This window comes from Acidovorax sp. SRI_002, assembly GCF_057586455.1.
Window position 1 is genome coordinate 81,800 of record NZ_JBYCZW010000007.1, and the last position, 19,894, is coordinate 101,693.

General features: G+C 62.2%; 20 protein-coding genes and 2 tRNA genes. 9 read left to right on the forward strand and 13 right to left on the reverse strand.

Features of this window, described 5'->3' with window-relative positions; translation table 11 throughout:
* The first annotated feature begins 27 nt into the window (after positions 1 to 27).
* Positions 28 to 1,212, forward strand: a complete 1,185-nt coding sequence (locus AC2YJX_RS19680) for a Gfo/Idh/MocA family protein (protein ID WP_487257039.1) — start codon at positions 28 to 30, stop codon at positions 1,210 to 1,212.
* Between the two features lie 84 nt (positions 1,213 to 1,296).
* On the opposite strand, the gene AC2YJX_RS19685 is transcribed toward AC2YJX_RS19680, so the two are convergent.
* Both AC2YJX_RS19685 and AC2YJX_RS19690 read right to left on the reverse strand, forming a co-directional pair.
* The gene (locus tag AC2YJX_RS19685) at positions 1,297 to 1,647 is read right to left on the reverse strand and encodes a hypothetical protein (RefSeq protein WP_010461104.1); all 351 of its coding nucleotides are present in this window, start codon (positions 1,645 to 1,647) and stop codon (positions 1,297 to 1,299) included.
* Between the two features lie 194 nt (positions 1,648 to 1,841).
* Positions 1,842 to 3,182 (reverse strand): GNAT family N-acetyltransferase, encoded by a 1,341-nt coding sequence (locus AC2YJX_RS19690; RefSeq protein WP_487257040.1) that lies wholly within the window; start codon positions 3,180 to 3,182, stop codon positions 1,842 to 1,844.
* Between the two features lie 80 nt (positions 3,183 to 3,262).
* Here AC2YJX_RS19690 and AC2YJX_RS19695 point away from each other — a divergent pair, with 80 nt between their 5' ends.
* Entirely contained in the window at positions 3,263 to 4,921 is a 1,659-nt protein-coding gene (locus tag AC2YJX_RS19695; RefSeq protein ID WP_487257041.1) for an NAD+ synthase, read from the forward strand.
* Positions 4,922 to 4,976: 55 nt separating this feature from the next.
* Positions 4,977 to 5,315 carry a P-II family nitrogen regulator gene (locus AC2YJX_RS19700; protein ID WP_007857855.1) on the forward strand — a complete coding sequence of 113 codons (339 nt, stop codon included), beginning with the start codon at positions 4,977 to 4,979 and terminating at the stop codon, positions 5,313 to 5,315.
* 114 nt (positions 5,316 to 5,429) lie between these two features.
* Here AC2YJX_RS19700 and AC2YJX_RS19705 read toward each other — a convergent pair whose 3' ends face one another.
* The 6 genes from AC2YJX_RS19705 to AC2YJX_RS19730 are packed head-to-tail and all read right to left on the reverse strand — an operon-like array spanning position 5,430 to position 9,009.
* A complete protein-coding gene (locus AC2YJX_RS19705) occupies positions 5,430 to 6,023 on the reverse strand; it encodes an LOG family protein (RefSeq protein ID WP_487257042.1) in 594 nt (197 codons plus the stop codon).
* Positions 6,016 to 6,426 carry a diacylglycerol kinase gene (locus AC2YJX_RS19710; RefSeq protein WP_487257043.1) on the reverse strand — a complete coding sequence of 137 codons (411 nt, stop codon included), beginning with the start codon at positions 6,424 to 6,426 and terminating at the stop codon, positions 6,016 to 6,018. Before AC2YJX_RS19710 ends, AC2YJX_RS19705 begins: the two co-directional genes overlap by 8 nt.
* Positions 6,427 to 6,481: 55 nt before the next feature.
* The gene (locus AC2YJX_RS19715) at positions 6,482 to 7,030 is read right to left on the reverse strand and encodes an RDD family protein (protein ID WP_055393768.1); all 549 of its coding nucleotides are present in this window, start codon (positions 7,028 to 7,030) and stop codon (positions 6,482 to 6,484) included.
* A gap of 45 nt (positions 7,031 to 7,075) precedes the next feature.
* Complete coding sequence (locus tag AC2YJX_RS19720; RefSeq protein ID WP_121419804.1) at positions 7,076 to 7,966, reverse strand: DUF3106 domain-containing protein; 891 nt, start codon at positions 7,964 to 7,966, stop codon at positions 7,076 to 7,078.
* 24 nt (positions 7,967 to 7,990) lie between these two features.
* Entirely contained in the window at positions 7,991 to 8,443 is a 453-nt protein-coding gene (locus AC2YJX_RS19725) for a DUF3619 family protein (protein WP_121506719.1), read from the reverse strand.
* A complete protein-coding gene (locus AC2YJX_RS19730) occupies positions 8,440 to 9,009 on the reverse strand; it encodes an RNA polymerase sigma factor (RefSeq protein ID WP_121419806.1) in 570 nt (189 codons plus the stop codon). The genes AC2YJX_RS19725 and AC2YJX_RS19730 overlap by 4 nt, the downstream gene beginning before the upstream one ends.
* Before the next feature lie 293 nt (positions 9,010 to 9,302).
* Here AC2YJX_RS19730 and AC2YJX_RS19735 point away from each other — a divergent pair, with 293 nt between their 5' ends.
* The 6 genes from AC2YJX_RS19735 (at position 9,303) to pbpG (ending at position 16,780) form a co-directional block, all read left to right on the forward strand.
* Positions 9,303 to 11,096 (forward strand): acetolactate synthase 3 catalytic subunit, encoded by a 1,794-nt coding sequence (locus AC2YJX_RS19735; RefSeq protein WP_121506718.1) that lies wholly within the window; start codon positions 9,303 to 9,305, stop codon positions 11,094 to 11,096.
* A gap of 143 nt (positions 11,097 to 11,239) precedes the next feature.
* Complete coding sequence (ilvN, locus tag AC2YJX_RS19740) at positions 11,240 to 11,731, forward strand: acetolactate synthase small subunit (protein ID WP_007857867.1); 492 nt, start codon at positions 11,240 to 11,242, stop codon at positions 11,729 to 11,731.
* Between the two features lie 61 nt (positions 11,732 to 11,792).
* On the forward strand, positions 11,793 to 12,809 hold the full coding sequence (ilvC, locus tag AC2YJX_RS19745) for a ketol-acid reductoisomerase (protein ID WP_055393779.1): 1,017 nt from the start codon (positions 11,793 to 11,795) through the stop codon (positions 12,807 to 12,809).
* A gap of 192 nt (positions 12,810 to 13,001) precedes the next feature.
* Entirely contained in the window at positions 13,002 to 13,835 is an 834-nt protein-coding gene (gene pssA, locus AC2YJX_RS19750; protein WP_055393781.1) for a CDP-diacylglycerol--serine O-phosphatidyltransferase, read from the forward strand.
* 213 nt (positions 13,836 to 14,048) lie between these two features.
* The gene (locus AC2YJX_RS19755; RefSeq protein ID WP_121419808.1) at positions 14,049 to 15,587 is read left to right on the forward strand and encodes a 2-isopropylmalate synthase; all 1,539 of its coding nucleotides are present in this window, start codon (positions 14,049 to 14,051) and stop codon (positions 15,585 to 15,587) included.
* A 116-nt stretch (positions 15,588 to 15,703) separates the two neighbouring features.
* A complete protein-coding gene (gene pbpG, locus AC2YJX_RS19760) occupies positions 15,704 to 16,780 on the forward strand; it encodes a D-alanyl-D-alanine endopeptidase (protein ID WP_121506717.1) in 1,077 nt (358 codons plus the stop codon).
* A 199-nt stretch (positions 16,781 to 16,979) separates the two neighbouring features.
* Here the strand turns inward: pbpG and AC2YJX_RS19765 are convergent, their stop codons facing one another.
* The 5 genes from AC2YJX_RS19765 to AC2YJX_RS19785 all read right to left on the reverse strand — a co-directional run bounded on the left by AC2YJX_RS19765 (position 16,980) and on the right by AC2YJX_RS19785 (position 19,779).
* Positions 16,980 to 17,807 carry an IclR family transcriptional regulator gene (locus tag AC2YJX_RS19765; protein ID WP_055393786.1) on the reverse strand — a complete coding sequence of 276 codons (828 nt, stop codon included), beginning with the start codon at positions 17,805 to 17,807 and terminating at the stop codon, positions 16,980 to 16,982.
* Positions 17,808 to 17,863: 56 nt separating this feature from the next.
* Positions 17,864 to 18,625, reverse strand: coding sequence for an arginyltransferase (locus AC2YJX_RS19770; RefSeq protein ID WP_487257044.1), 762 nt, complete (start codon positions 18,623 to 18,625; stop codon positions 17,864 to 17,866).
* Positions 18,622 to 19,377 (reverse strand): leucyl/phenylalanyl-tRNA--protein transferase, encoded by a 756-nt coding sequence (gene aat, locus AC2YJX_RS19775; protein WP_487257045.1) that lies wholly within the window; start codon positions 19,375 to 19,377, stop codon positions 18,622 to 18,624. Before aat ends, AC2YJX_RS19770 begins: the two co-directional genes overlap by 4 nt.
* Positions 19,378 to 19,575: 198 nt before the next feature.
* Positions 19,576 to 19,651 (reverse strand) — tRNA-Asn (locus tag AC2YJX_RS19780).
* Between the two features lie 52 nt (positions 19,652 to 19,703).
* A tRNA-Asn gene (locus AC2YJX_RS19785) sits at positions 19,704 to 19,779 on the reverse strand.
* Positions 19,780 to 19,894: the final 115 nt, after the last annotated feature.

Genomic DNA, 19,894 nt, shown 5'->3' on the forward strand with positions numbered 1-19,894 from the left:
AACACACAGCGAGCAAAGGCGTTTCGTATGTCCAGTCCCCAAAAGCTCCGCTACGCCATGGTGGGCGGCGGCCATGGCGCCTTCATCGGCGCGGTGCACCGCAAGGCGATGGCGCTCGACGGCCAGTTCGAGCTGGTGGCCGGTGCGCTCTCGTCATCGCCTGAGCGGGCGCGCGCATCCGGCGCCGAGCTGGGCCTGGCGGATGACCGCAACCACGGCAGCTGGCAGGACCTGCTGGCCGACGAACTGCGCCGACCGGCGCATGAGCGCATAGACCTGGTGAGCATCGTCACCCCCAACCATGTGCACCACCCGGTGGCGTTGGCGTTTGTGCAGGCGGGCTTCCACGTGGTGTGCGACAAGCCGCTGGTGCACACCAGCGCGCAGGCCGACGAACTGGTGGCCGCCGTGAAGAAGGCGGGCACCGTGTTCGGCGTGACCTACAACTACACCGGCTACCCCATGGTGCGCGAGGCGCGCTACCTGGTGCACAGCGGTGCGCTGGGCACACTGCGCAAGATCACCGTCGAATACAACCAGGGCTGGTTGGCCACAGCCGTGGAAGAGGGCGGCGCCAACAAGCAGGCCGACTGGCGGCTGGACCCGGCGCGCAGCGGCAGCGCAGGCACGCTGGGCGACATCGGATCACACGCCGAAAACCTGGCTGCCACCGTCACCGGCCAGCACCCCGCCTGGGTGTGCGCCGACCTCACCACCTTTGGTGCCGGGCGGCAGCTGGACGACGACGCCCAGCTGCTGCTGCGCTACGACAGCGGCGCGCGCGGCTTCATCGTGGCATCGCAAGTGGCAGCGGGGCTGGAGAACGACCTGCGCCTGCAGGTCTCGGGCACGCTGGGCACCATCACCTGGCGGCAGGAAGAGCCCAACCAGCTCGTCCACTCCCCTGTGGACGGCCCGCGCCGTATCCTCACGCGCGGCTCGCCGTGGCTGTGCGAAGCGGCGCGGCGGGCAGGGCGCATCCCTGCGGGGCACCCCGAGGCGTTCATCGAAGCCTTTGCCAACATCTACCTGGGTGTGGCGGCCGACATCCGCGCGCGTGCCGCTGGCCGCGCGGCCGACCCTTTGGCGGCCGACTATCCGCGCGTGGAGGATGGTGCCGAGGGGGTGCGCTTTATCGAAAAGGTGGTGGAGTCCGCTGCGAGCGAGCGCAAATGGACCGCATTGGCCCACTCTGCGGGCCTGAACGGTTGAATCAAATTGGCCCGTAGCGCTTGTCAGAAAAGCGCAGACAGCTATCTATTTGTGAGCGTTTGACGGGCCGTCTGCAGCCGTTGGTCAGTTGCCTGCCAGCTGAAACCGCTGGTCAAAGTTCATCTTGCCCAGCACACGCAGTGCCGCCGTGCGGGTGGCGTTGTCCACCTTGCTGATGTCCAGGCTGTAGCGCTTGGCGGTGGACACCACGTCCACGCTTTTGGGGCCCCACTGCACAGCGACCAGCAGGGCGGGGCGCTGGCCCGCTTCGGCACCCACCGACACACCGCGCTGCTCGGGCCGCAGCATGAATTCCAGCCGGGGGGTACGTACCAGGGTGAGGCGGTGGGCGCCCTGTGGGCCCAGCGCGAACGAGACGACCCAGTCGTCTTCGTCTTCCACCGTCAGAAATGGGACATGCTGCGGAGCGGCCATGGTGAGGGTGCTGTGGGTTGACGGGCGGGCGGATGGGCCGCCGTGGTGCGCAGCCCGGGTGCGGGCGGCCGCCAGTATGCCGTTGCAAAAGCTGTGCCGAGGTCGGGAGAACCCGAGGTTGGGCGCATCCAACGCGCTGGTGGCGTTGTCAGGCTGGTGCAAGCTGGTGTGGGGCGGGCTGGCGTTGCGCAGGCTCAGGCTGTCTTGAACGGGCTGCGTTCGTGCAGTTCGCTCAGGTACTCGGCCACCCCGGCGCCTTCGCGCTGCAGGAACCGCTCCACCGCGTCGGCAAAAGCCGGGTGCGCCAGCCAGTGGGCGCTGGTGGCCTGCACAGGCAGCAGGGCGCGGGCCATCTTGTGCTCGCCCTGGGCGCCACCCTCAAAGCGGATCACGCCGTGCTCGATGCACCACTGCAGCGGCTGGTAGTAGCACGCTTCGAAGTGCAGGCAGTCCACGCGCTCCAGCGCGCCCCAATACCGGCCGTAGGCCACAATGTTTTGGTCTTTTTGGCTGCCAGCGCTGGATGGTAAAGCGCTGATAGCTATCAAACTGCTAGCAATTGGCTGGCCGTCGCGCTCGGCCACAAACAGCAGCCAGGCCTCGGGCATGTGGGCCGCCATGCGGGCGAAGAAGTCCCGCGTGAGGTAGGGCGGGTTGCCGTGTTCGAGGTAGGTGCGTTCGTAGCAACGGTAGAAAAAATCCCAGTCGGCTGCGCTGATGTCCGCACCGCGCGACCAACTGAAGCTGACCCCGGCATCCGCCACGCGGCGGCGCTCCTGGCGGATCTTCTTGCGTTTGTCCTGGGAAAGGCTGGCGAGGAAGTGATCAAAATCTCTGAAGGGTTGGCCCGAGCCGCCGCCGGGCAAGGTGCTGTCGGGGGAGGGTGCATCAGACGCAGCGGGGAGCGTAGGGGCAACGTTCTCGCCGCCGCCGGGCCGCCCCAAGGCGGTGAGGGCCCCCTCGGGGGGCAGCGAACCACGCGCAGCGGGGAGCGTGGGGGCCACATTCTTCCAATGAAATTGCACGGTGTGCCGCAGCATCAGGTCTTGCTGCGCACTGGTCAGCACGTCGTCGTCGCTGGCAAACAGGATGTGCACTGACGACACGTTTTCGTCCTCGCACCACTGGCACACCGCCTGCACCAGCAGAGCGCGTGCAGCATCGTCACGGGCCAGAAGGCGGCTGCCCGGCACGGGGGTGAAGGGCACGGCGATCACGGCCTTGGGGTAGTAGGGCACGCCGTGCTGTTCGTAGGCGCTGGCCCAGGCCCAGTCGAACACGTACTCGCCGTAGGAGTGGTTCTTGAGGTACAGCGGGCAGGCGGCAATCAGGGTGTCGCCCTCCCACAGGGTCATGAAGCGCGGCGCCCAGCCGGTGCGTGGGGTGGCGCTGTCGCTGGTCTCCAGGGCGGCCAGGTACTCGTGGCGCATGAAGGGCGTGGGGTGGCTTTGCTGGGCCAGCAGGGTGTTCCAGGCCGCAGCATCCACGTCCAGCGCAGTGGCAAGTACGCGGGCGATAATGGCAGATTCAGCCATGCACGCCCCGGTTTTGTTTTGCAAGCTGCGGGCCCGTGTGGGCGGTGTTCAACCTGGCCGCAGGGGCCGATTCCAGTTCCATGACGCTCTCCATTTGCACTGCGCAGCTCAACTTTGTCGTGGGCGACATGCCCGGCAACGCCCAAAAGATCATTGCGGCGGCCCGCGAGGCGTATGCCCAGGGCGCCCGTTTGCTGCTGACGCCTGAGCTGGCGATTTGCGGCTATGCGGCCGAAGACCTATTCCTGCGCCCCGCCTTCATTGCGGCCTGTGATGATGCCGTGAAAACCGTGGCCGGCGAGACTGCGGGGTTGAAAGGCCTGGCCATTGTGCTGGGCCACCCGCAGGCCGTGGCGCCCGATGCTTCGGCGTTCAGCGCTTGCTTCAATGCCGCCAGCGTGCTGCGCGATGGGCAGATCGAGCAGACCTATGCCAAGCGCGAACTGCCCAACTACCAGGTGTTTGACGAGCGCCGCTACTTTGTGGCGGGCGATAAGCCTTGCATCTTCGAGGTGGAAGGCGTGCGCGTGGGGGTGCTGGTGTGCGAAGACGCGTGGTTTGCCACCCCTGCACGCGATGCTGCCGCAGCGGGGGCACAAATGCTGGCGGTGATCAATGCATCGCCTTTCCACCTGGGCAAGAGCGCCGAGCGCGAAGCCACCATGCGCGAGCGTGTGGCCGAGACGGGTTTGCCGCTGGTGTACGCGCACCTGGTCGGCGGGCAGGATGAGGTGGTGTTTGAAGGTCGCTCGTTCGCGCTCAACGCCGATGGCTCGGTGGCCTGCCGGGGGCCGGGTTTTGAAGAAAAACTGGTGTTTGCGCAGGTCCATCAAGCGCAAAATGCTATAAAAATTGAAGCGGATATAGCCCCAGAGAAAAGCCTGGAAGCCGACCTGTGGGATGCCCTGGTGCTGGGCGTGCGCGACTATGTGGGCAAGAACGGCTTTCCGGGCGCGCTGCTCGGGCTGTCGGGGGGCATCGATTCGGCCCTGGTGCTGGCGATTGCCGTGGATGCGCTGGGGGCCGACAAGGTGCGCACGGTGATGATGCCTTCGCCCTACACGGCCGACATCAGCTGGATCGACGCGCGCGACATGGCCGAGCGCCTGGGCGTGCGCTACGACGAGATCTCCATCAAGCCGCAGTTCGAGGCCTTCAAGGCCGCACTGGCCAGCGATTTTGCAGGGCTGCCCGAAGACACGACCGAAGAAAACCTGCAGGCGCGCATCCGGGGCACGCTGCTCATGGCGCTGTCCAACAAGTTCGGATCCATCGTGCTCACCACGGGCAACAAGAGCGAGATGTCCACGGGCTACTGCACGCTGTACGGTGACATGGCAGGGGGCTTCGCAGTGATCAAGGACGTGGCCAAGACCCGCGTGTTCGACCTGGCCCGCTGGCGCAACGCCAACGACCCGTATGGCACGGGCGCCAGTCCGATTCCAGAGCGCATCATCACGCGCCCGCCCAGCGCCGAGCTGCGGCCCGACCAGAAAGACCAGGACAGCCTGCCGCCCTACGAGGTGCTGGACGCCATCGTGGCGCGCTACATGGAGAACGACGAGCCCATCGAGTCCATCATCGCCAGCGGCTTTGAACGTGCCGATGTGGAGCGTGTCACGCGCCTCATCAAGCTCAACGAGTACAAGCGCCGCCAGGCGCCGGTAGGGATTCGCGTCACGCGCCGCAGCTTTGGCAAGGACTGGCGTTACCCTATCACCAGCAAATTCAGGGCGTGACGCTTCGGCGCTGCGCTTTCAGACCCCTTTTTTTACATCCTCCAGGAGACCCGCCATGAAAATGATCACCGCCGTCATCAAGCCCTTCAAGCTCGAAGAAGTCCGCGAAGCCCTGGCCGAGTGTGGCGTGACCGGTCTCACCGTGACCGAGGTGAAGGGTTTTGGCCGTCAGAAGGGCCACACCGAGCTGTACCGTGGCGCCGAGTACGTGGTGGACTTCCTGCCCAAGGTCAAGGTCGAGGTTGTCGTGAAAACCGAGGACGTGGACCGCTGTGTGGACGCCATCGTGAATGTGGCGCGCACCGGCAAGATTGGCGACGGCAAGATTTTTGTGACGGCCGTGGAGCGTGTGGTGCGTATCCGTACTGGGGATCTGGACGACGCGGCTGTATAAGGCTCCCCCCTTAGTCGCTGCGCGCCTTCCCCCTGAGGGGGACGCCACCAGTGGCCTGGCAAAGCCAGTTCCACGGTGGCACTGGCCTTGCGCTGCGCCAGTTTTTGAAGGCCGTTAGATCACCGAGCGCAGCGGGACGGGCGCTTGGTCGGGGCCGGCGTCTTGCACCAGCGTGCGCAGCAGTGCCTCGGCATCGGTAGAGGCGTGCAGCAGGTCCATCTGCCATTCGCCCATGAAGCCGCTGGCCACGCTGGTCTGCAGAAAGCCCAGCAGGCCATCGTAGTAGCCGGCCACATTGAGCAGGCCCAGGGGCTTGTCGTGGTAGCCCAGCTGGCGCCAGGTCCACACTTCAAACAGTTCTTCAAAAGTGCCGATGCCGCCGGGCAGGGCCAAAAAGGCATCGCTGCGCTCGGCCAACATGGCCTTGCGTTCGTGCATGGTCTGCACGATGTGCAACTCGTCGCATTGGCGGTTGGCCAGCTCTTTGTCGACCAGCGCCTGGGGAATCACGCCCACCACGCGCCCGCCCGCAAGCCGCGTGGCCTCGGCCACCGTACCCATGAGGCCGCTGCGGCCGCCGCCATACACCAGCTGGCCGCCGTGCTGGCCAATCCATTGGCCCACCGCTTTGGCAGCGTCGGCAAAGGCCGCGTTCTCGCCAGGTCGCGAGCCGCAATACACACACACGGAAAAAGTCGGTTCAGCCATGGAAAATCCTCTGAAAAACCGCTGCACCCCAGATGCCCGCGCACAGCAGCAAGGCCAGCAGCACGGCAGCGCTGCCCATGTCCTTGGCGCGTTTGGAAAGGTCGTGCCACTCGGGGCCGATGCGGTCGATGGCGGTTTCGATGCCGGTGTTGAGCAACTCCACGATCATCACGATCACCACCGAGCCTGCCAGCAGCGCGGTTTCTACCCAGCTTTGCCCCAGCCAGGGAGACGCGGGCAGCAGCACCAGGGCGGCAATGGCTTCCTGGCGGAATGCCTTTTCGTTCCAGCCTGCGCGAAGGCCTTCGATGGAGTAACCCGCAGCGTGCCAGATGCGGTTCAAGCCCGTGCGGGCCTTCTGGGGGTTGGCGGGCGCGGAGGACTCGGGTTGGGACAGGGGCATAGGGATATTGTGTCGCAGCCGCATGACAGCGGGCGTTGCAGCCCGCGCGCAGGTGCTACTTTTTCGGAAGCTCGAAGTGCACCAGGCGCGTGCCTGCCAGGGCGTCGTGCCAGAACTGCCGCTCTGGATGAAAGCGGCTCAGGATGGCCCAGATGGCAACCCAGCCGAACAGCAGCACCAGCACTTCAATGGCCGAGACGCCCAACAGATAGGCTGCCAAGGGCGGCAGGAACCACACCCAGCTCAGCAGGTAGCGCAGCAGCGCACGCGCCTGGGTGATGGGTTGCCCGGCGGTGTCCACCACACGGATGAGCCAGGTCTTTTGAGCCAGGGTCTGGCCTTTGGCCCAGAACCAGGTGAAGTAAATGCCAAACACCACAAACAGAAAGGCCTGCAGGGCGTGCCGATTGTCCAGGGCGTGGCGGGTTTGGCTCAGGGTGCCGAACAGGTAGCCTGCAATGAAGACCACCCCGAACATGAGCATGCCCTCATACAGCCAGCAGGCCATGCGGCGCCACAAATTGGGCGTGGGGCCGAGGGCGGCGGAAGAGGTCTTTGCAGAGAGGGATGCCTGCGGTGCTGGGGCGGGAGGGGTGGCGGTCATTCCAGAAGGCGAAAGCAAGGCGGAGAGTGTCGGCCAGCGACGGGACTACTGAGGATACAGGCCAGAGTTGTCGGGAGTGACCATGGGCGCTGTTGTCGCAGGTGTTTCTGCGGAACCTGCGCCCAGAGGGGGGAGTGCTGCCGGTACGGCCACCGGAATCGAGACGGGCGCCGTCTCGACCACGTTGGAGGCCGGATTTTGCGTGGGCACGCCGGTCGCCGGGGGCGCCGTGGGGGTGACCGGTGCCGCCACACGGGGGGCGCTGTGGTCGAGCACGGGCGGAATCTTCGGTGCGTTGGGGCGGCTGGGGTTGGCCTGCGTGGCCGCCGGAACCTGGGCCAGCTTCTTGGGCGACACGGGGCGCAAGGCCGTGGCGGCGCCCTTGGGCTTGGGGGCGGCACGCGCAGCCAGCGCACGTTTTTCCTCGTCGGACAGCGCCTGGTAGGCCTCCCACTGGGCGCGTTTGTCGTCGCGGGCAAGCCGGTTAGTGACTGCATAGTTCAGCCGGGCCTGGTTGCGCTGCTGTGCGCTCAGGCTGGCCCAGTCCGTCATGCGGTCATGAAATTTGGCCTGTTCTTCTTCAGGAAGCGCCGAGAAATTGGCGGCCAGCGCAAGCCAGCGGCGCTTTTGCGCTTCGCTGATGAGCGCCCAGCGCTCTGCCAGTGGGTACAGCGCCAGTTTCTGGGGCGTGGTCAGGGTTTCCCAGCCCGGGCCGGTCTCGACCTGTGGCACTGCCATGGTGCCAGGCCGGGTGGACGTGCGGGCATTGTTGGGGCTGGCAACCGCAGCTTCAGCCCCCGCAGGCAGCAGGGTGCCGGGTGCCATGCGCATCTGTACCAGCACCTGGCCACCCACCGCTGCGAGCACGCCCAAGAGCGCCAAAGCCAGCACGAAGGCTGGCAGGGCAGGGGAAGCGTCGGGTGAACTTGGGTGCATGCAGTACGCGGTCGGGGGCGGGGCTTAGTTCGACGGGGCAGAGGTTTTGAGGAATTGTACGAAGCCAGGGTCAGCGTAGGCTGCTGGTGGCAAATCGTCGGTCAAAAGGGCTGCATCGACTTCGGCCAGGTCATTGGCGCTGCTTTCGTCCTGGGCAATGTTGATGACCACCAGCCCCACCACCAGTGCCATCAGCGGAACGGCAGACACCAGTGCATTCCACCAGCCGCCACCCTCGTTGCCGCCACGGCCCAGCGTGGCACTGCCACCCGCATGCACCACAACGGGTGCAGCCAGACGCACCGGCACGGTGTCTTTCTTGCGCTTGGCAAGGGCTTGCATGCGCGAGGCGCGCAGCCGTTCGGAAATGTCGTAAGGCAATTCGTCGGTGCCGCTGGACAAGCGCGCCGTGACGCGCAGTGCAAAGCGCTCTGCCGCAGCTTCTGCCTGTGTCGATGGGGTCTGTACAGTGTTCATGGCTCGATTCCTTTGGCCTTCAGTGCCTTGCTGAGGGTTTGTATGGCACGAAAACAGTGCGTTTTGACGCTGCCTTCGGAGCAGCCCATGGCGGCTGCCGTTTCTGCTACATCCATTTCTTCCCAGTAACGCATCAGGAACGCTTCCCGTTGACGTGGGGGCAGCTCGGCAATCTCGGCTTCGATCCCGTGAAAGATCTGCGCCCGCCGGGTCAGATCCTCAGCGCTCTCTGCCCGTTCCCCATTTTCTGGTCCTGAATACGCTTCAAGCAGATCAAAATCCATGCCATCTTCGCCGGGACCTTCAAAGTCGCTCATGCTCGAAAACAGTGCATTGCGGGTTTTCTGGCGGCGAAACCAGTCCAGCGTGCAGTTGGAAAGTATGCGCTGGTAGAGCATGGGCAGCTCAGCCGCCGGCTTGTCACCATAGTGCTCTGCCAGCTTGAGCATGCTGTCCTGCACGATGTCGAGCGCCGCTTCCTCATTGCGAACGTGGTAGACCGAGCGCTTGAATGCGCGCTTTTCTACACTTTTGAGGAAGTCGGAGAGTTCTCGTTCGGTTGCCAAGACGGGTCAGCCCGGGAGGGGATCGGTGCCGGTGAGTTCACAAAAATGTGGCTATCCGGCACGTGGAGCCTTTGATTATCGCATCCGCCGGGGTTTTTTTCGGGGGATGGCAGTTTTACATGTGTTGCAGTGCGATAATCGCCACTGCAATTCAAAGGCAAACGGGTCACGGTCCGGCGCGGCAATCATCCCGCCCATGTCCTTGGCCTCAAGTTCCAAGCTGGCTTCACAAGAGCGCATGTTAGGAGCACCCAAGGTTTTTCGTCAGAGAAATTCACAAAGGTTGATCGATCATGGAAATCTCCAAGGCTGAAATCTCTTCAGCGGCCGCTGCTTCGCAGGGCAACACCTCCCCCGCTTCCGCTGCTCAGGACCTCATGGGTTCCGAGATCCTCATCAAGTCGCTTCAGGCTGAGAACGTCCAGTACATCTGGGGCTATCCCGGCGGTGCAGTTCTCTACATCTACGACGCGCTCTACAAACAAGACACCATCCAGCACGTGCTGGTGCGCCATGAGCAGGCCGCCGTGCACGCTGCCGACGGCTATGCCCGCGCCACGGGTGAAGTGGGCGTTGCGCTGGTCACATCCGGCCCAGGTCTCACCAACGCAGTGACCGGTATCGCTACGGCGTACATGGACAGCATCCCGATGGTGATCATTTCCGGACAGGTGCCCACGCCCGCCATCGGGCTGGATGCCTTCCAGGAGTGCGACACGGTCGGTATTACCCGCCCCATCGTCAAACACAATTTCCTCGTCAAGGACCCGCGCGATCTGGCCATGACGATGAAGAAGGCCTTCCACATTGCCCGCACCGGCCGCCCCGGCCCCGTGGTGGTGGATGTGCCCAAGGACGTTTCCTTCAAGAAGGTGCCGTACAGTGGCTATCCACAAAGCGTGGAAATGCGCTCGTACAACCCTGTGCGCAAGGGCCATGGTGGTCAGATTCGCAAGGCGCTGCAACTCCTGCTGGCGGCCAAGCGTCCCTACATCTACACCGGCGGTGGCGTGCTGCTGGGCAATGCCACCAATGAGTTGCGCACGCTGGTGGACATGCTGGGCTACCCGGTCACCAACACGCTGATGGGCCTGGGTGCATACCCCGCATCGGACCGCAAGTTCCTGGGCATGCTAGGCATGCACGGCACCATCGAGGCCAACAACGCCATGCAGAACTGCGACGTGCTGCTGGCTGTGGGCGCGCGTTTTGATGACCGCGTGATCGGCAACCCCAAGCACTTTGCGCAGAACGACCGCAAGATCATCCACGTTGATATTGACCCGTCGAGCATTTCCAAGCGCGTGAAGGTCGATATCCCGATCGTCGGCGACGTCAAGGACGTGCTCACCGAGCTGATCTCCATGATCCGCGAGAGCAGCACGCGCCCTGACTCGGGTGCTCTGGCCGCCTGGTGGGACACCATTGAAGGCTGGCGCAAGCGCGACTGCCTCAAGTACAGCATGGGCAGCCCAGACGTCATCAAGCCCCAGTACGTGGTCGAAACGCTGTGGAACATGACCAAGGACGCGGACACCTACATCACGTCCGACGTGGGCCAGCACCAGATGTGGGCCGCGCAGTACTACCGCTTTGACGAGCCACGCCGCTGGATCAACTCTGGCGGCCTGGGCACCATGGGCGTGGGCATCCCGTACGCCATGGGCATCAAGCTGGCAAAGCCGCAGTCCGAGGTGTTCTGTATCACTGGCGAAGGCTCGGTGCAGATGAACATCCAGGAGCTGTCCACCTGCCTGCAGTACAACACGCCGATCAAGATCTGCTCGCTGAACAACCGCTACCTGGGCATGGTGCGGCAGTGGCAAGAGATCGAATACTCCGGCCGCTACAGCCACAGCTACATGGACGCGCTGCCCAACTTCGTGAAGCTGGCAGAGGCGTACGGCCATGTGGGCATGTTGATCGAGAGTCCCAAGGACGTAGAGCCCGCTCTGCGCGAAGCCCGCAAGCTCAAGGACCGCACCGTGTTCATGGACTTCCGCACCGACCCCACCGAGAACGTGTTCCCGATGGTCCAGGCCGGCAAGGGCATTACCGAGATGCTGCTGGGGTCGGAGGACCTTTAAGCCAAATCGGCCTCCAGTGCTTGTTCGTCAAGCGCTACCGGCTATCGAATAGATAGCATTCACTTTTTTGACGAATCTATTGCCTGCCAAGCCCGTGCATTACCGTGCACGGGGGAGGGCAGCGAAAAGAGGAATCTGCACCTATGAAACACATCATTGCCGTTCTGCTGGAAAACGAACCCGGTGCGCTGTCGCGCGTTGTAGGCCTGTTTTCTGCCCGTGGTTACAACATCGAATCGCTCACCGTGGCGCCCACTGAGGATCCATCGCTCTCGCGCATGACGATCCAGACCACGGGCTCCGACGATGTGATCGAACAGATCACCAAGCATCTGAACCGCCTCATTGAGGTCGTGAAGGTGGTGGATCTCACCGAAGGTGCCTACACCGAGCGCGAGCTCATGATGGTGAAGGTGCGCGCGGTGGGCAAGGAGCGCGAGGAGATGAAGCGCATGGCCGACATCTTCCGTGGCCGCATCATCGACGTGACCGAGAAGAGCTACACGATTGAGCTGACCGGCGACCAGTCGAAGAACGACGCTTTTCTGCAGGCCATTGACCGCACCGCCATCTTGGAAACCGTACGTACGGGTGCCAGCGGCATCGGCCGCGGCGAGCGCATCTTGCGCGTGTAAGACAATTCACCCCGTTTTTCCCATTTCAACCCCCAACAACGCATTTCAACCGGAGCGACCCATGAAAGTTTTCTACGACAAAGACACCGACCTGAGCCTGATCAAAGGCAAGACCGTGGCCATCATCGGCTACGGCTCGCAGGGCCATGCCCACGCACAAAACCTGAACGACAGTGGCGTGAAGGTCGTGGTCGGCCTGCGCAAGGGCGGTGCATCGTGGGACAAGGTCGGCAAGGCTGGCCTGACGGTTCTGGAAGTCAACGACGCCGTCAAATCCGCTGACGTGGTCATGATCCTGCTGCCCGACGAAGACATCGCAGCCGTCTACAAGAACAACGTCGAACCCAACATCAAGCAAGGCGCCTCGCTGGCCTTTGCCCACGGCTTCAACGTGCACTACAACCAAGTCGTGCCCCGTGCTGACCTGGACGTGTGGATGGTGGCGCCCAAGGCCCCTGGCCACACCGTGCGCAACACCTACACCCAAGGCGGCGGCGTGCCCCACCTGGTGGCCGTGCACCAAGACAAGTCCGGCAAGGCCCGTGACTTGGCCCTGAGCTACGCAGCTGCCAACGGCGGCGGCAAAGCCGGCATCATCGAGACCAACTTCAAGGAAGAAACCGAGACCGACCTGTTCGGCGAACAAGCCGTGTTGTGCGGCGGTGCCGTCGAGCTGATCAAGATGGGTTACGAAACCCTGGTTGAAGCCGGCTACGCCCCTGAAATGGCCTACTTCGAATGCCTGCACGAGCTCAAGCTCATCGTAGACCTGATCTACGAAGGCGGCATTGCCAACATGAACTACTCGATCTCGAACAATGCCGAGTACGGTGAGTACGTGACCGGCCCTGAAGTGATCAACGAGCAGTCGCGCGCCGCCATGCGCAATGCCTTGAAGCGCATCCAGAACGGCGACTACGCCAAGATGTTCATCCAGGAAGGCCGTCTGAACTATCCATCGATGACAGCCCGTCGCCGCAACACGGCCGACCACAGCATCGAAAAGGTGGGCGGCCAACTGCGCGCCATGATGCCCTGGATCGCCAAGAACAAGCTGGTCGATCAGACCCGCAACTGATTCTCCATCGCTGGAGCATCACGAGGCCACTTCGGTGGCCTTTTTCGTTGGCGGTCGGTCCTGTTGGCAGGCGCTACACTGCGACCTTCGCCTTGATGGCGCGCGGCGATCTGTCTGTGAAGCGGGAGTTGCCGGATACTATAAATTTAATAGCTGCTCACGCAATATGGGCAAGCGCTGGAGGTCAATTTAATGCATGACGGCAATGAATCCACCGACAACCCCGGTGTGATGGTGCGCAAACGGCGCAAGGGCATCTACATCCTGCCCAACCTGTTCACGCTGGCGGCATTGTTTGGGGGCTTCTATTCGATCGTGATGGCTATGAATGGCCGTTTCGACATGGCGGCCGTGGGCGTTTTTTGTGCGATGGTGCTCGATAGCCTCGATGGTCGGGTAGCGCGCATGACCAATACCCAGAGTGCGTTTGGCGAGCAGATGGATTCGCTTTCCGACATGGTGTCCTTTGGGGCGGCGCCTGCCCTGATCGCCTATGAGTGGTCCCTCCAGGGGCTGGGCCGCTGGGGCTGGATTGCCGCATTTGTGTACTGTGCCTGTGCCGCGCTTCGCTTGGCGCGCTTCAATGTGAATACCGGCGTGGTGGACAAGCGCTATTTTCAGGGGCTGCCTTCGCCAGCCGCTGCAGCTTTGGTGGCGGGGTTCATCTGGCTGATGACCGAGCTGGGCGTGCATCCTGGTGAAGACCACTGGCTGACCTGGAGTCAGACGACCTGGATCATGTTCGCATTCACGCTGTACGCGGGGCTCACCATGGTGACCAATGTGCCGTTCTACAGCTTCAAGGATGTGCAGATGAAAAAGAGCGTGCCTTTTGCAGCCATTGTGTTGATCGCGCTGGGCATTGCCATCATCAACATCCACCCGCCCATCGTGCTGTTTGGTGTGTTCGTGTTCTACGGCCTGAGCGGTTACGGCGTGTACGCCTGGCGCAAGGCCAAAGGACAGCACAGCAGCGTGATCAGCACCTCGACGGACGAACCGGACGAACGTGGACTGCACAAGTGATTGGAATGATGTCTGGCCAGTTGTGCTACATTGCACCGCATGAATTCGTTTGCACTGGCTCTACTGCTACCTCCCTACGGGCGGAGACAGTAGGCGCACGCGCACACTTTTTCCACAAAGGCCCGTATGCACCCGCAACGGGCCTTTTGTTTTGGGCGCCAGATTTTTAGTGTTGCGGGCCAATTCCACCCCACCAGTATCAGGAGAAACAACATGGCTGACAAACTCATCATTTTCGACACGACCTTGCGCGATGGCGAGCAGTCCCCCGGCGCCTCGATGACCAAGGATGAGAAGCTGCGCATTGCCCGCCAGCTGGAGCGCCTGAAGGTGGACGTGATCGAAGCCGGTTTTGCGGCCAGCTCGAACGGAGATTTCGAGGCGGTGCAGGCGATAGCCAATGCCATCAGGGAGTCCACCATCTGCTCGCTGTCGCGCGCCAATGACCGCGACATTTCCCGCGCAGCAGAAGCGCTTGCAGGGGCGAACAGCGCGCGCATCCATACGTTCATTGCCACCAGCCCGCTGCACATGGAAAAGAAGCTGCGCATGACGCCAGAGCAAGTGCTGGAGCAGGCCAAGCAGTCGGTGCGTTTTGCGCGCAACCTGGTGGGAGATATTGAGTTCAGCCCCGAAGATGGCTACCGCAGCGACCCAGACTTCCTGTGCCGCGTGCTCGAAGCTGTGATCGCCGAGGGTGCCACGACCATCAATGTGCCCGACACCGTGGGCTATGCCATCCCCGAGCTGTACGGCAACTTCATCAAGACCCTGCGCGAGCGCATTCCCAACAGCGACAAGGCCATCTGGTCCGTGCACTGCCACAACGACCTCGGCATGGCCGTGGCCAATTCGCTGGCCGGTGTGAAGATTGGCGGCGCGCGCCAGGTGGAATGCACGATCAATGGTCTGGGTGAGCGCGCTGGCAACTGTTCTCTCGAAGAGGTGGTGATGGCGGTCAAGACCCGCCGCGACTATTTCAACCTCGATCTCAACATTGATACCCAGCACATCGTTGCGGCCAGCCGAATGGTCAGTCAGACCACGGGGTTCGTGGTGCAGCCGAACAAGGCCGTGGTGGGGGCCAATGCCTTTGCGCACGCCAGTGGTATCCACCAGGATGGCGTGCTCAAGGCGCGCGATACCTACGAAATCATGCGTGCCGAGGATGTGGGCTGGAGCGCCAACAAGATCGTGTTGGGCAAGCTCAGCGGCCGCAACGCCTTCAAGCAGCGCCTGCAGGAACTGGGTGTGAGCCTGGACAGTGAAACCGAAGTCAACACCGCTTTCACGCGCTTCAAGGAGCTGGCCGATCGCAAGAGCGAGATTTTTGACGAAGACATCCTGGCGCTGGTGAGTGATGAGAGCGTGACCAGCGAAAGGGAACAATATGGCTTTGTCTCTCTGTTCCAGCAAAGCGAAACGGGTGAGCACCCCCGAGCACGCATTGTCTTTACGGTAGACGGCCAGGAGGTGCGGGGCGAGTCCGAAGGAAACGGCCCTGTGGATGCCTCACTCAAGGCCATCGAATCGCATGTGAAGAGTGGTGCGGAGATGGTGCTGTACTCGGTGAACGCCATCAGCGGCTCGACAGAGAGCCAAGGCGAGGTCACCGTGCGCCTGCAGAACAGTGGCCGCGTGGTCAACGGCGTGGGAGCAGACCCCGATATCGTGGTCGCTTCGGCCAAGGCCTATCTGAGTGCGCTGAACAAGTTACAAAGTAAAGCTGACCGGGTGGCTGCACAGGGTTGAATGATCAATTTATAATTTCATTCACTTTCTTGGAAAGTCGCGCAAGGTATTGATCTTGCGCGACTTTTTTTGATTCTGTACACTGCTCAACACTTATTACCGTTTGGAGCACTTTGATGCACCATCGCCACCGCGCCGCAGTGACCCGTTTTTTCCAGCTTTTGGGCTTTGTCGTCGTCAGTACGGCGCTGGTTGTGCCGATTGCGCACTCAGGGGAGCGCTCCAAGGCGCCAGCCAAAAAGCAGCAAGTCAGTTCGGCCAATGCCAAGCGCGCTGCTCCGGCCCGCAAGGTCGCTACCAATACCCGGGCCGTGCGTGTCACGGCCAAGACCGCCAAGGCGCCGACCCGTGTGGCCTTTGTGCCTGCCAAGCAGTCGTTCGGGCAAATGGCGGGGCTGCATGAGGTGAGTGATCCGCTGGATCTGAAGTCCAGCGTCGCACTCGTGATCGACCAGGACACGCATGAAGTCCTGCTCAGCAAGAATGATCAGGCAGTGCTTCCCATTGCGTCCCTGACCAAGCTTATGACGGGCTTGCTGATTTCCCAGGCCAAGCTGCCGATGGATGAGCCCATTACGATCACCCAGGATGACGTTGACACCGAAAAAGGCAGCCGCTCGCGCCTGACCGTGGGCTCTACGTTGACCCGGGGCGAGATGCTGCACCTGGCGCTCATGTCCAGCGAGAACCGCGCAGCGCATGCGCTGGGTCGTACGTACCCTGGTGGCCTCGAAGCGTTTGTTGTGCAGATGAATGTCAAGGCCCGCCTGCTCGGCATGACCGATACCCGTTATGTTGAGCCAACCGGCCTTTCCAGCCGCAACCAGTCCAGCGCACGTGACCTGGCTACCCTGGTGAATGTGGCGCATGGTGATCCCCTGCTGCGCGAACTGTCCACGTCACCGGGATATGAGGTGGCAGTGGGTCCCAAAACATTGCAGTACAACAACACCAACGGGCTGGTAAAAAACCCCACCTGGGACATTGGCCTTCAGAAAACCGGCTACATCTCGGAAGCAGGGCGCTGCCTGGTGATGCAAACCCAGATTGCCGGGCGCAAGCTCATCATGGTGTTTCTGGATTCGGCGGGCAAATTCAGCCGCCTGGGTGATGCTGAGCGTGTGCGCCATTGGGTGGAGTCGATGCCGTCATTGACGGCGCCTTTGCAGGCCCGTGCAGGGTCCAATGGGTGAGGCAGTTAATCCTGTAGCTTGTACATCCTTCCCTGGTGCGCCAAGCATTTGGTGCTGGTAGCGTCGGCGGGATTTCGTGCCGACTGCCTTGTGCGCTGATTTGATGGATCCACCGGCCGACCGGGCATCACTGCCCGCGTCGGTTTTTTTGCAAGGATCAGGCCCGGCTGCGGCTGCGGTAGCTGTTGTGTCCCGAGGCTCAGCGAAGTCCCGGACGCAAACCCGCATCACCGGATGCCGACGCTTCCATGCTGGGTGTGTGACCCAGAGCCAGAGAAATCTCGTTGGCCGTGGCTTGGAGCTTGGGAAGCCATCCTTCGTCCAGTCGATCAGCGGGTGCTGATATGGACAGTCCGGCTACCAGCTTGCCTTGGTCATCGTAGACGCCAGCGGCCATGCAGCGCACGCCCAGTTCCAGCTCTTCGTTGTCGCGGGCAATACCGTACTGGCGCGCTTTGGCGAGTTCACGCTCCAGGATGGGCAATTGGGTGATGCTGTTGCGGGTGTGTCCGGCCAGACCGGTTCGGGTGGCGTAGGCCCGCACGCGCTGGGGGTCGTCCAGGGCCAGAAATAGCTTGCCTGTGGAGGTAAGGTGCAGAGGGGCCCGTCCGCCAATGGCGCGCACCACCTGCATGCCGGAGCGTTCACTGTAGGCACGTTCGACATACACAATCTCGTCGCCCTGGCGCATGCTGAGATTGACTGGCTGCTGGATCAGCTTGTGAAGATTGCGCATCGGGGTCAGGGCTGCATCGCGCACGCTCAGGCGCGCTTTTACGAGGTTGCCCAGTTCCAGCAGGCGCATGCCCAGTCGGTAGCTCCCCGATTCTGGCCGATCCACGAAACGGCCAATCGTGAGGTCGTTCAGGATGCGGTGCGTGGTGGACGGGTGCAGCCCTGTTTTCTCGCTGATTTCCTTGAGAGATATTGCCTCTTCGCGTGACGCCAGAACATCGATCAGCGTAAACATGCGTTCAAGCACCTGAACGCTGGGTTTGACGGGGATGCTGGGATCGTTTTTTTTCATGGACGGCGATGCAGTGACGGCCGCAGCATTTTATCTTGTGAAATGCAAGCCTGCATTCATCCGCACTGATTCGCGCCCAGTCTGGCGCGATGCCATTGGCCATCGGTCCGGATCTCATGGGGGTGAAAGCGCGCCTTGTAGTTCATCTTGGGGCTGGCCTCGATCCAGTAGCCCAGGTACACATGGGGCAACTCCAGGGAGCGTGCCTGGGCAATCTGCCACATCACGTTGTAGGTGCCGTAGCTGCAATGTGGCTCGGGTTCGTAGAAGGTGTAGACCGCCGAAAGCCCGTCGTCGAGCACGTCCAGGATGGACACCATCTTGAGCGCGCCGGGCTCTCCTGTTGTGCCATCTGTTTCGCGGAACTCCACCAGACGTGAGTTCACCCGGCTTTGCAGCAGAAACTGCGTGTACTGGTCGATGCTGTCATGGTCCATGCCGCCGCCCGCATGGCGGCCGTTCTGGTAGCGCAGATACAGCTGATAGTGCTCGGGTACAAAACACAGGCGCAATACCCGTGCCTGCAGGTTGCCGTGCCGCACGGTAGCGCGCCGCTGGCTCCGATCCGGCTGAAACTCGTTCACCAGCACGCGCAAGGGGGTGCAGGCCTGGCAGCCATCGCAATAGGGGCGGTAAGTGAACATGCCACTGCGGCGAAACCCCTTGGCCACGAGATCGGAATACACATCGCTCTGGATCAGGTGGCTGGGCGTGGCGACCTGCGACCGTGCCTGCCTGTCCGGCAGATAACTGCAGGGGTAAGGGGCTGTCGCGTAGAACTGCAGGGTCTGCAGTGGTAGGTCATTGAGTTGCGTCATGCCGTGGGCGCCGTGAAGGGCTGCAGCTCGTTCCAGTATACGGGTTCAAACGACCACGAGAGGGCGGGCTGGTCCAGTGCGTTTTGTATGTGAGACAGGAACTGGGCTCGCGAGATTTCGTGGGCTCCCAATGAGGCCAGGTGCCGGGTGTTCTGTTGGCAATCAATCATTGCCACACCCTGGCGGCGGCACAAGGCCACCAGGGCTGCAAGCGCGATTTTCGATGCATCGGTAGCGTGGGCGAACATCGATTCACCGAACACTGCCTGCCCCAGTGCGACGCAATACAGGCCGCCTGCCAGTTTTCCATCGATCCAGGTTTCAACGCTATGAGCACTGCCCGCTGCATGGAGGCGGGTGTAGGCTTCAACCATCTCGGGCACGATCCAGGTGCCCGCCTGCCCGTCGCGCTCCTTGCTGGCGCAGGCTGTGATCACGTCCAGGAAGTTGTGGTCTATGCGGATCTCGCAGGCTGTATTTGCTCGGAATGCCTGCAGGGTCCTGCGAAGCGAGCGATGGAGTCGGAAGTTCGCCACGGGCAAGACCATGCGTGGATCGGGAGCCCACCACAAGATGGGTTGCCCCGGGCCGTACCAGGGGAACGTGCCCTGGGCATACGCCGCTCGCAGATGCGCTACATCCAGCGTGCCACCGGCAGCCAGGAGTCCGGGGGCGGGGTCGTCGGGTCCCCATGCTTTCGCAGGGTCGGGTAGCGGATCTTCAAGCTCCAGCCAAGGCAGTTGCGGGGGCATGGGGTTGCAATACAAATAGGACTTGCGCAAATCGGCGTGCAACGGCCGCCTCGCATTGGGATGAGCCGCTTGGCTGGGCCAGTTTTGTGCAAGTCATGACAAAGAACTGTATTGTCAGGCAGGCACAGGGGTGGTGGATTTTCTTGAGGCGTATGAATGAAAAAGCCCACCATGCGTGAACATGGCGGGCTTCTTGGCTGGCTCCTCGACCTGGGCTCGAACCAGGGACCTACGGATTAACAGTCCGGCGCTCTACCGACTGAGCTATCGAGGAATGATCGGTATGTAAAAGGCCCCGCGTACACATGCAGGGCCTGCAAAATTCTTGGCTCCTCGACCTGGGCTCGAACCAGGGACCTACGGATTAACAGTCCGGCGCTCTACCGACTGAGCTATCGAGGAACAAGACTTAGATTATATACATAAAAATTGGGGCTCCGAAGATTTGACGGCGTGTTCTTGCGTGGTGTTGCGGTCGCGTGCCGAGGTGTGCGAATGACGGCCAACTTTCACTACT

What these genes read in the sequence shown, in the direction of transcription:
- AC2YJX_RS19725 (WP_121506719.1), bottom strand. Translation starts at nt 8,443, where the DNA reads ATGAACACTGTACAGACCCCATCGACACAGGCAGAAGCTGCGGCAGAG.
- pbpG (WP_121506717.1), top strand. Translation starts at nt 15,704, where the DNA reads ATGCACCATCGCCACCGCGCCGCAGTGACCCGTTTTTTCCAGCTTTTG.
- AC2YJX_RS19700 (WP_007857855.1), top strand. Translation starts at nt 4,977, where the DNA reads ATGAAAATGATCACCGCCGTCATCAAGCCCTTCAAGCTCGAAGAAGTC.
- AC2YJX_RS19755 (WP_121419808.1), top strand. Translation starts at nt 14,049, where the DNA reads ATGGCTGACAAACTCATCATTTTCGACACGACCTTGCGCGATGGCGAG.
- pssA (WP_055393781.1), top strand. Translation starts at nt 13,002, where the DNA reads ATGCATGACGGCAATGAATCCACCGACAACCCCGGTGTGATGGTGCGC.
- AC2YJX_RS19765 (WP_055393786.1), bottom strand. Translation starts at nt 17,807, where the DNA reads ATGAAAAAAAACGATCCCAGCATCCCCGTCAAACCCAGCGTTCAGGTG.
- AC2YJX_RS19690 (WP_487257040.1), bottom strand. Translation starts at nt 3,182, where the DNA reads ATGGCTGAATCTGCCATTATCGCCCGCGTACTTGCCACTGCGCTGGAC.
- aat (WP_487257045.1), bottom strand. Translation starts at nt 19,377, where the DNA reads ATGCCCCCGCAACTGCCTTGGCTGGAGCTTGAAGATCCGCTACCCGAC.
- AC2YJX_RS19715 (WP_055393768.1), bottom strand. Translation starts at nt 7,030, where the DNA reads ATGACCGCCACCCCTCCCGCCCCAGCACCGCAGGCATCCCTCTCTGCA.
- ilvN (WP_007857867.1), top strand. Translation starts at nt 11,240, where the DNA reads ATGAAACACATCATTGCCGTTCTGCTGGAAAACGAACCCGGTGCGCTG.
- AC2YJX_RS19770 (WP_487257044.1), bottom strand. Translation starts at nt 18,625, where the DNA reads ATGACGCAACTCAATGACCTACCACTGCAGACCCTGCAGTTCTACGCG.
- AC2YJX_RS19710 (WP_487257043.1), bottom strand. Translation starts at nt 6,426, where the DNA reads ATGCCCCTGTCCCAACCCGAGTCCTCCGCGCCCGCCAACCCCCAGAAG.
- AC2YJX_RS19720 (WP_121419804.1), bottom strand. Translation starts at nt 7,966, where the DNA reads ATGCACCCAAGTTCACCCGACGCTTCCCCTGCCCTGCCAGCCTTCGTG.
- AC2YJX_RS19735 (WP_121506718.1), top strand. Translation starts at nt 9,303, where the DNA reads ATGGAAATCTCCAAGGCTGAAATCTCTTCAGCGGCCGCTGCTTCGCAG.
- AC2YJX_RS19695 (WP_487257041.1), top strand. Translation starts at nt 3,263, where the DNA reads ATGACGCTCTCCATTTGCACTGCGCAGCTCAACTTTGTCGTGGGCGAC.
- AC2YJX_RS19705 (WP_487257042.1), bottom strand. Translation starts at nt 6,023, where the DNA reads ATGGCTGAACCGACTTTTTCCGTGTGTGTGTATTGCGGCTCGCGACCT.
- AC2YJX_RS19680 (WP_487257039.1), top strand. Translation starts at nt 28, where the DNA reads ATGTCCAGTCCCCAAAAGCTCCGCTACGCCATGGTGGGCGGCGGCCAT.
- AC2YJX_RS19685 (WP_010461104.1), bottom strand. Translation starts at nt 1,647, where the DNA reads ATGGCCGCTCCGCAGCATGTCCCATTTCTGACGGTGGAAGACGAAGAC.
- ilvC (WP_055393779.1), top strand. Translation starts at nt 11,793, where the DNA reads ATGAAAGTTTTCTACGACAAAGACACCGACCTGAGCCTGATCAAAGGC.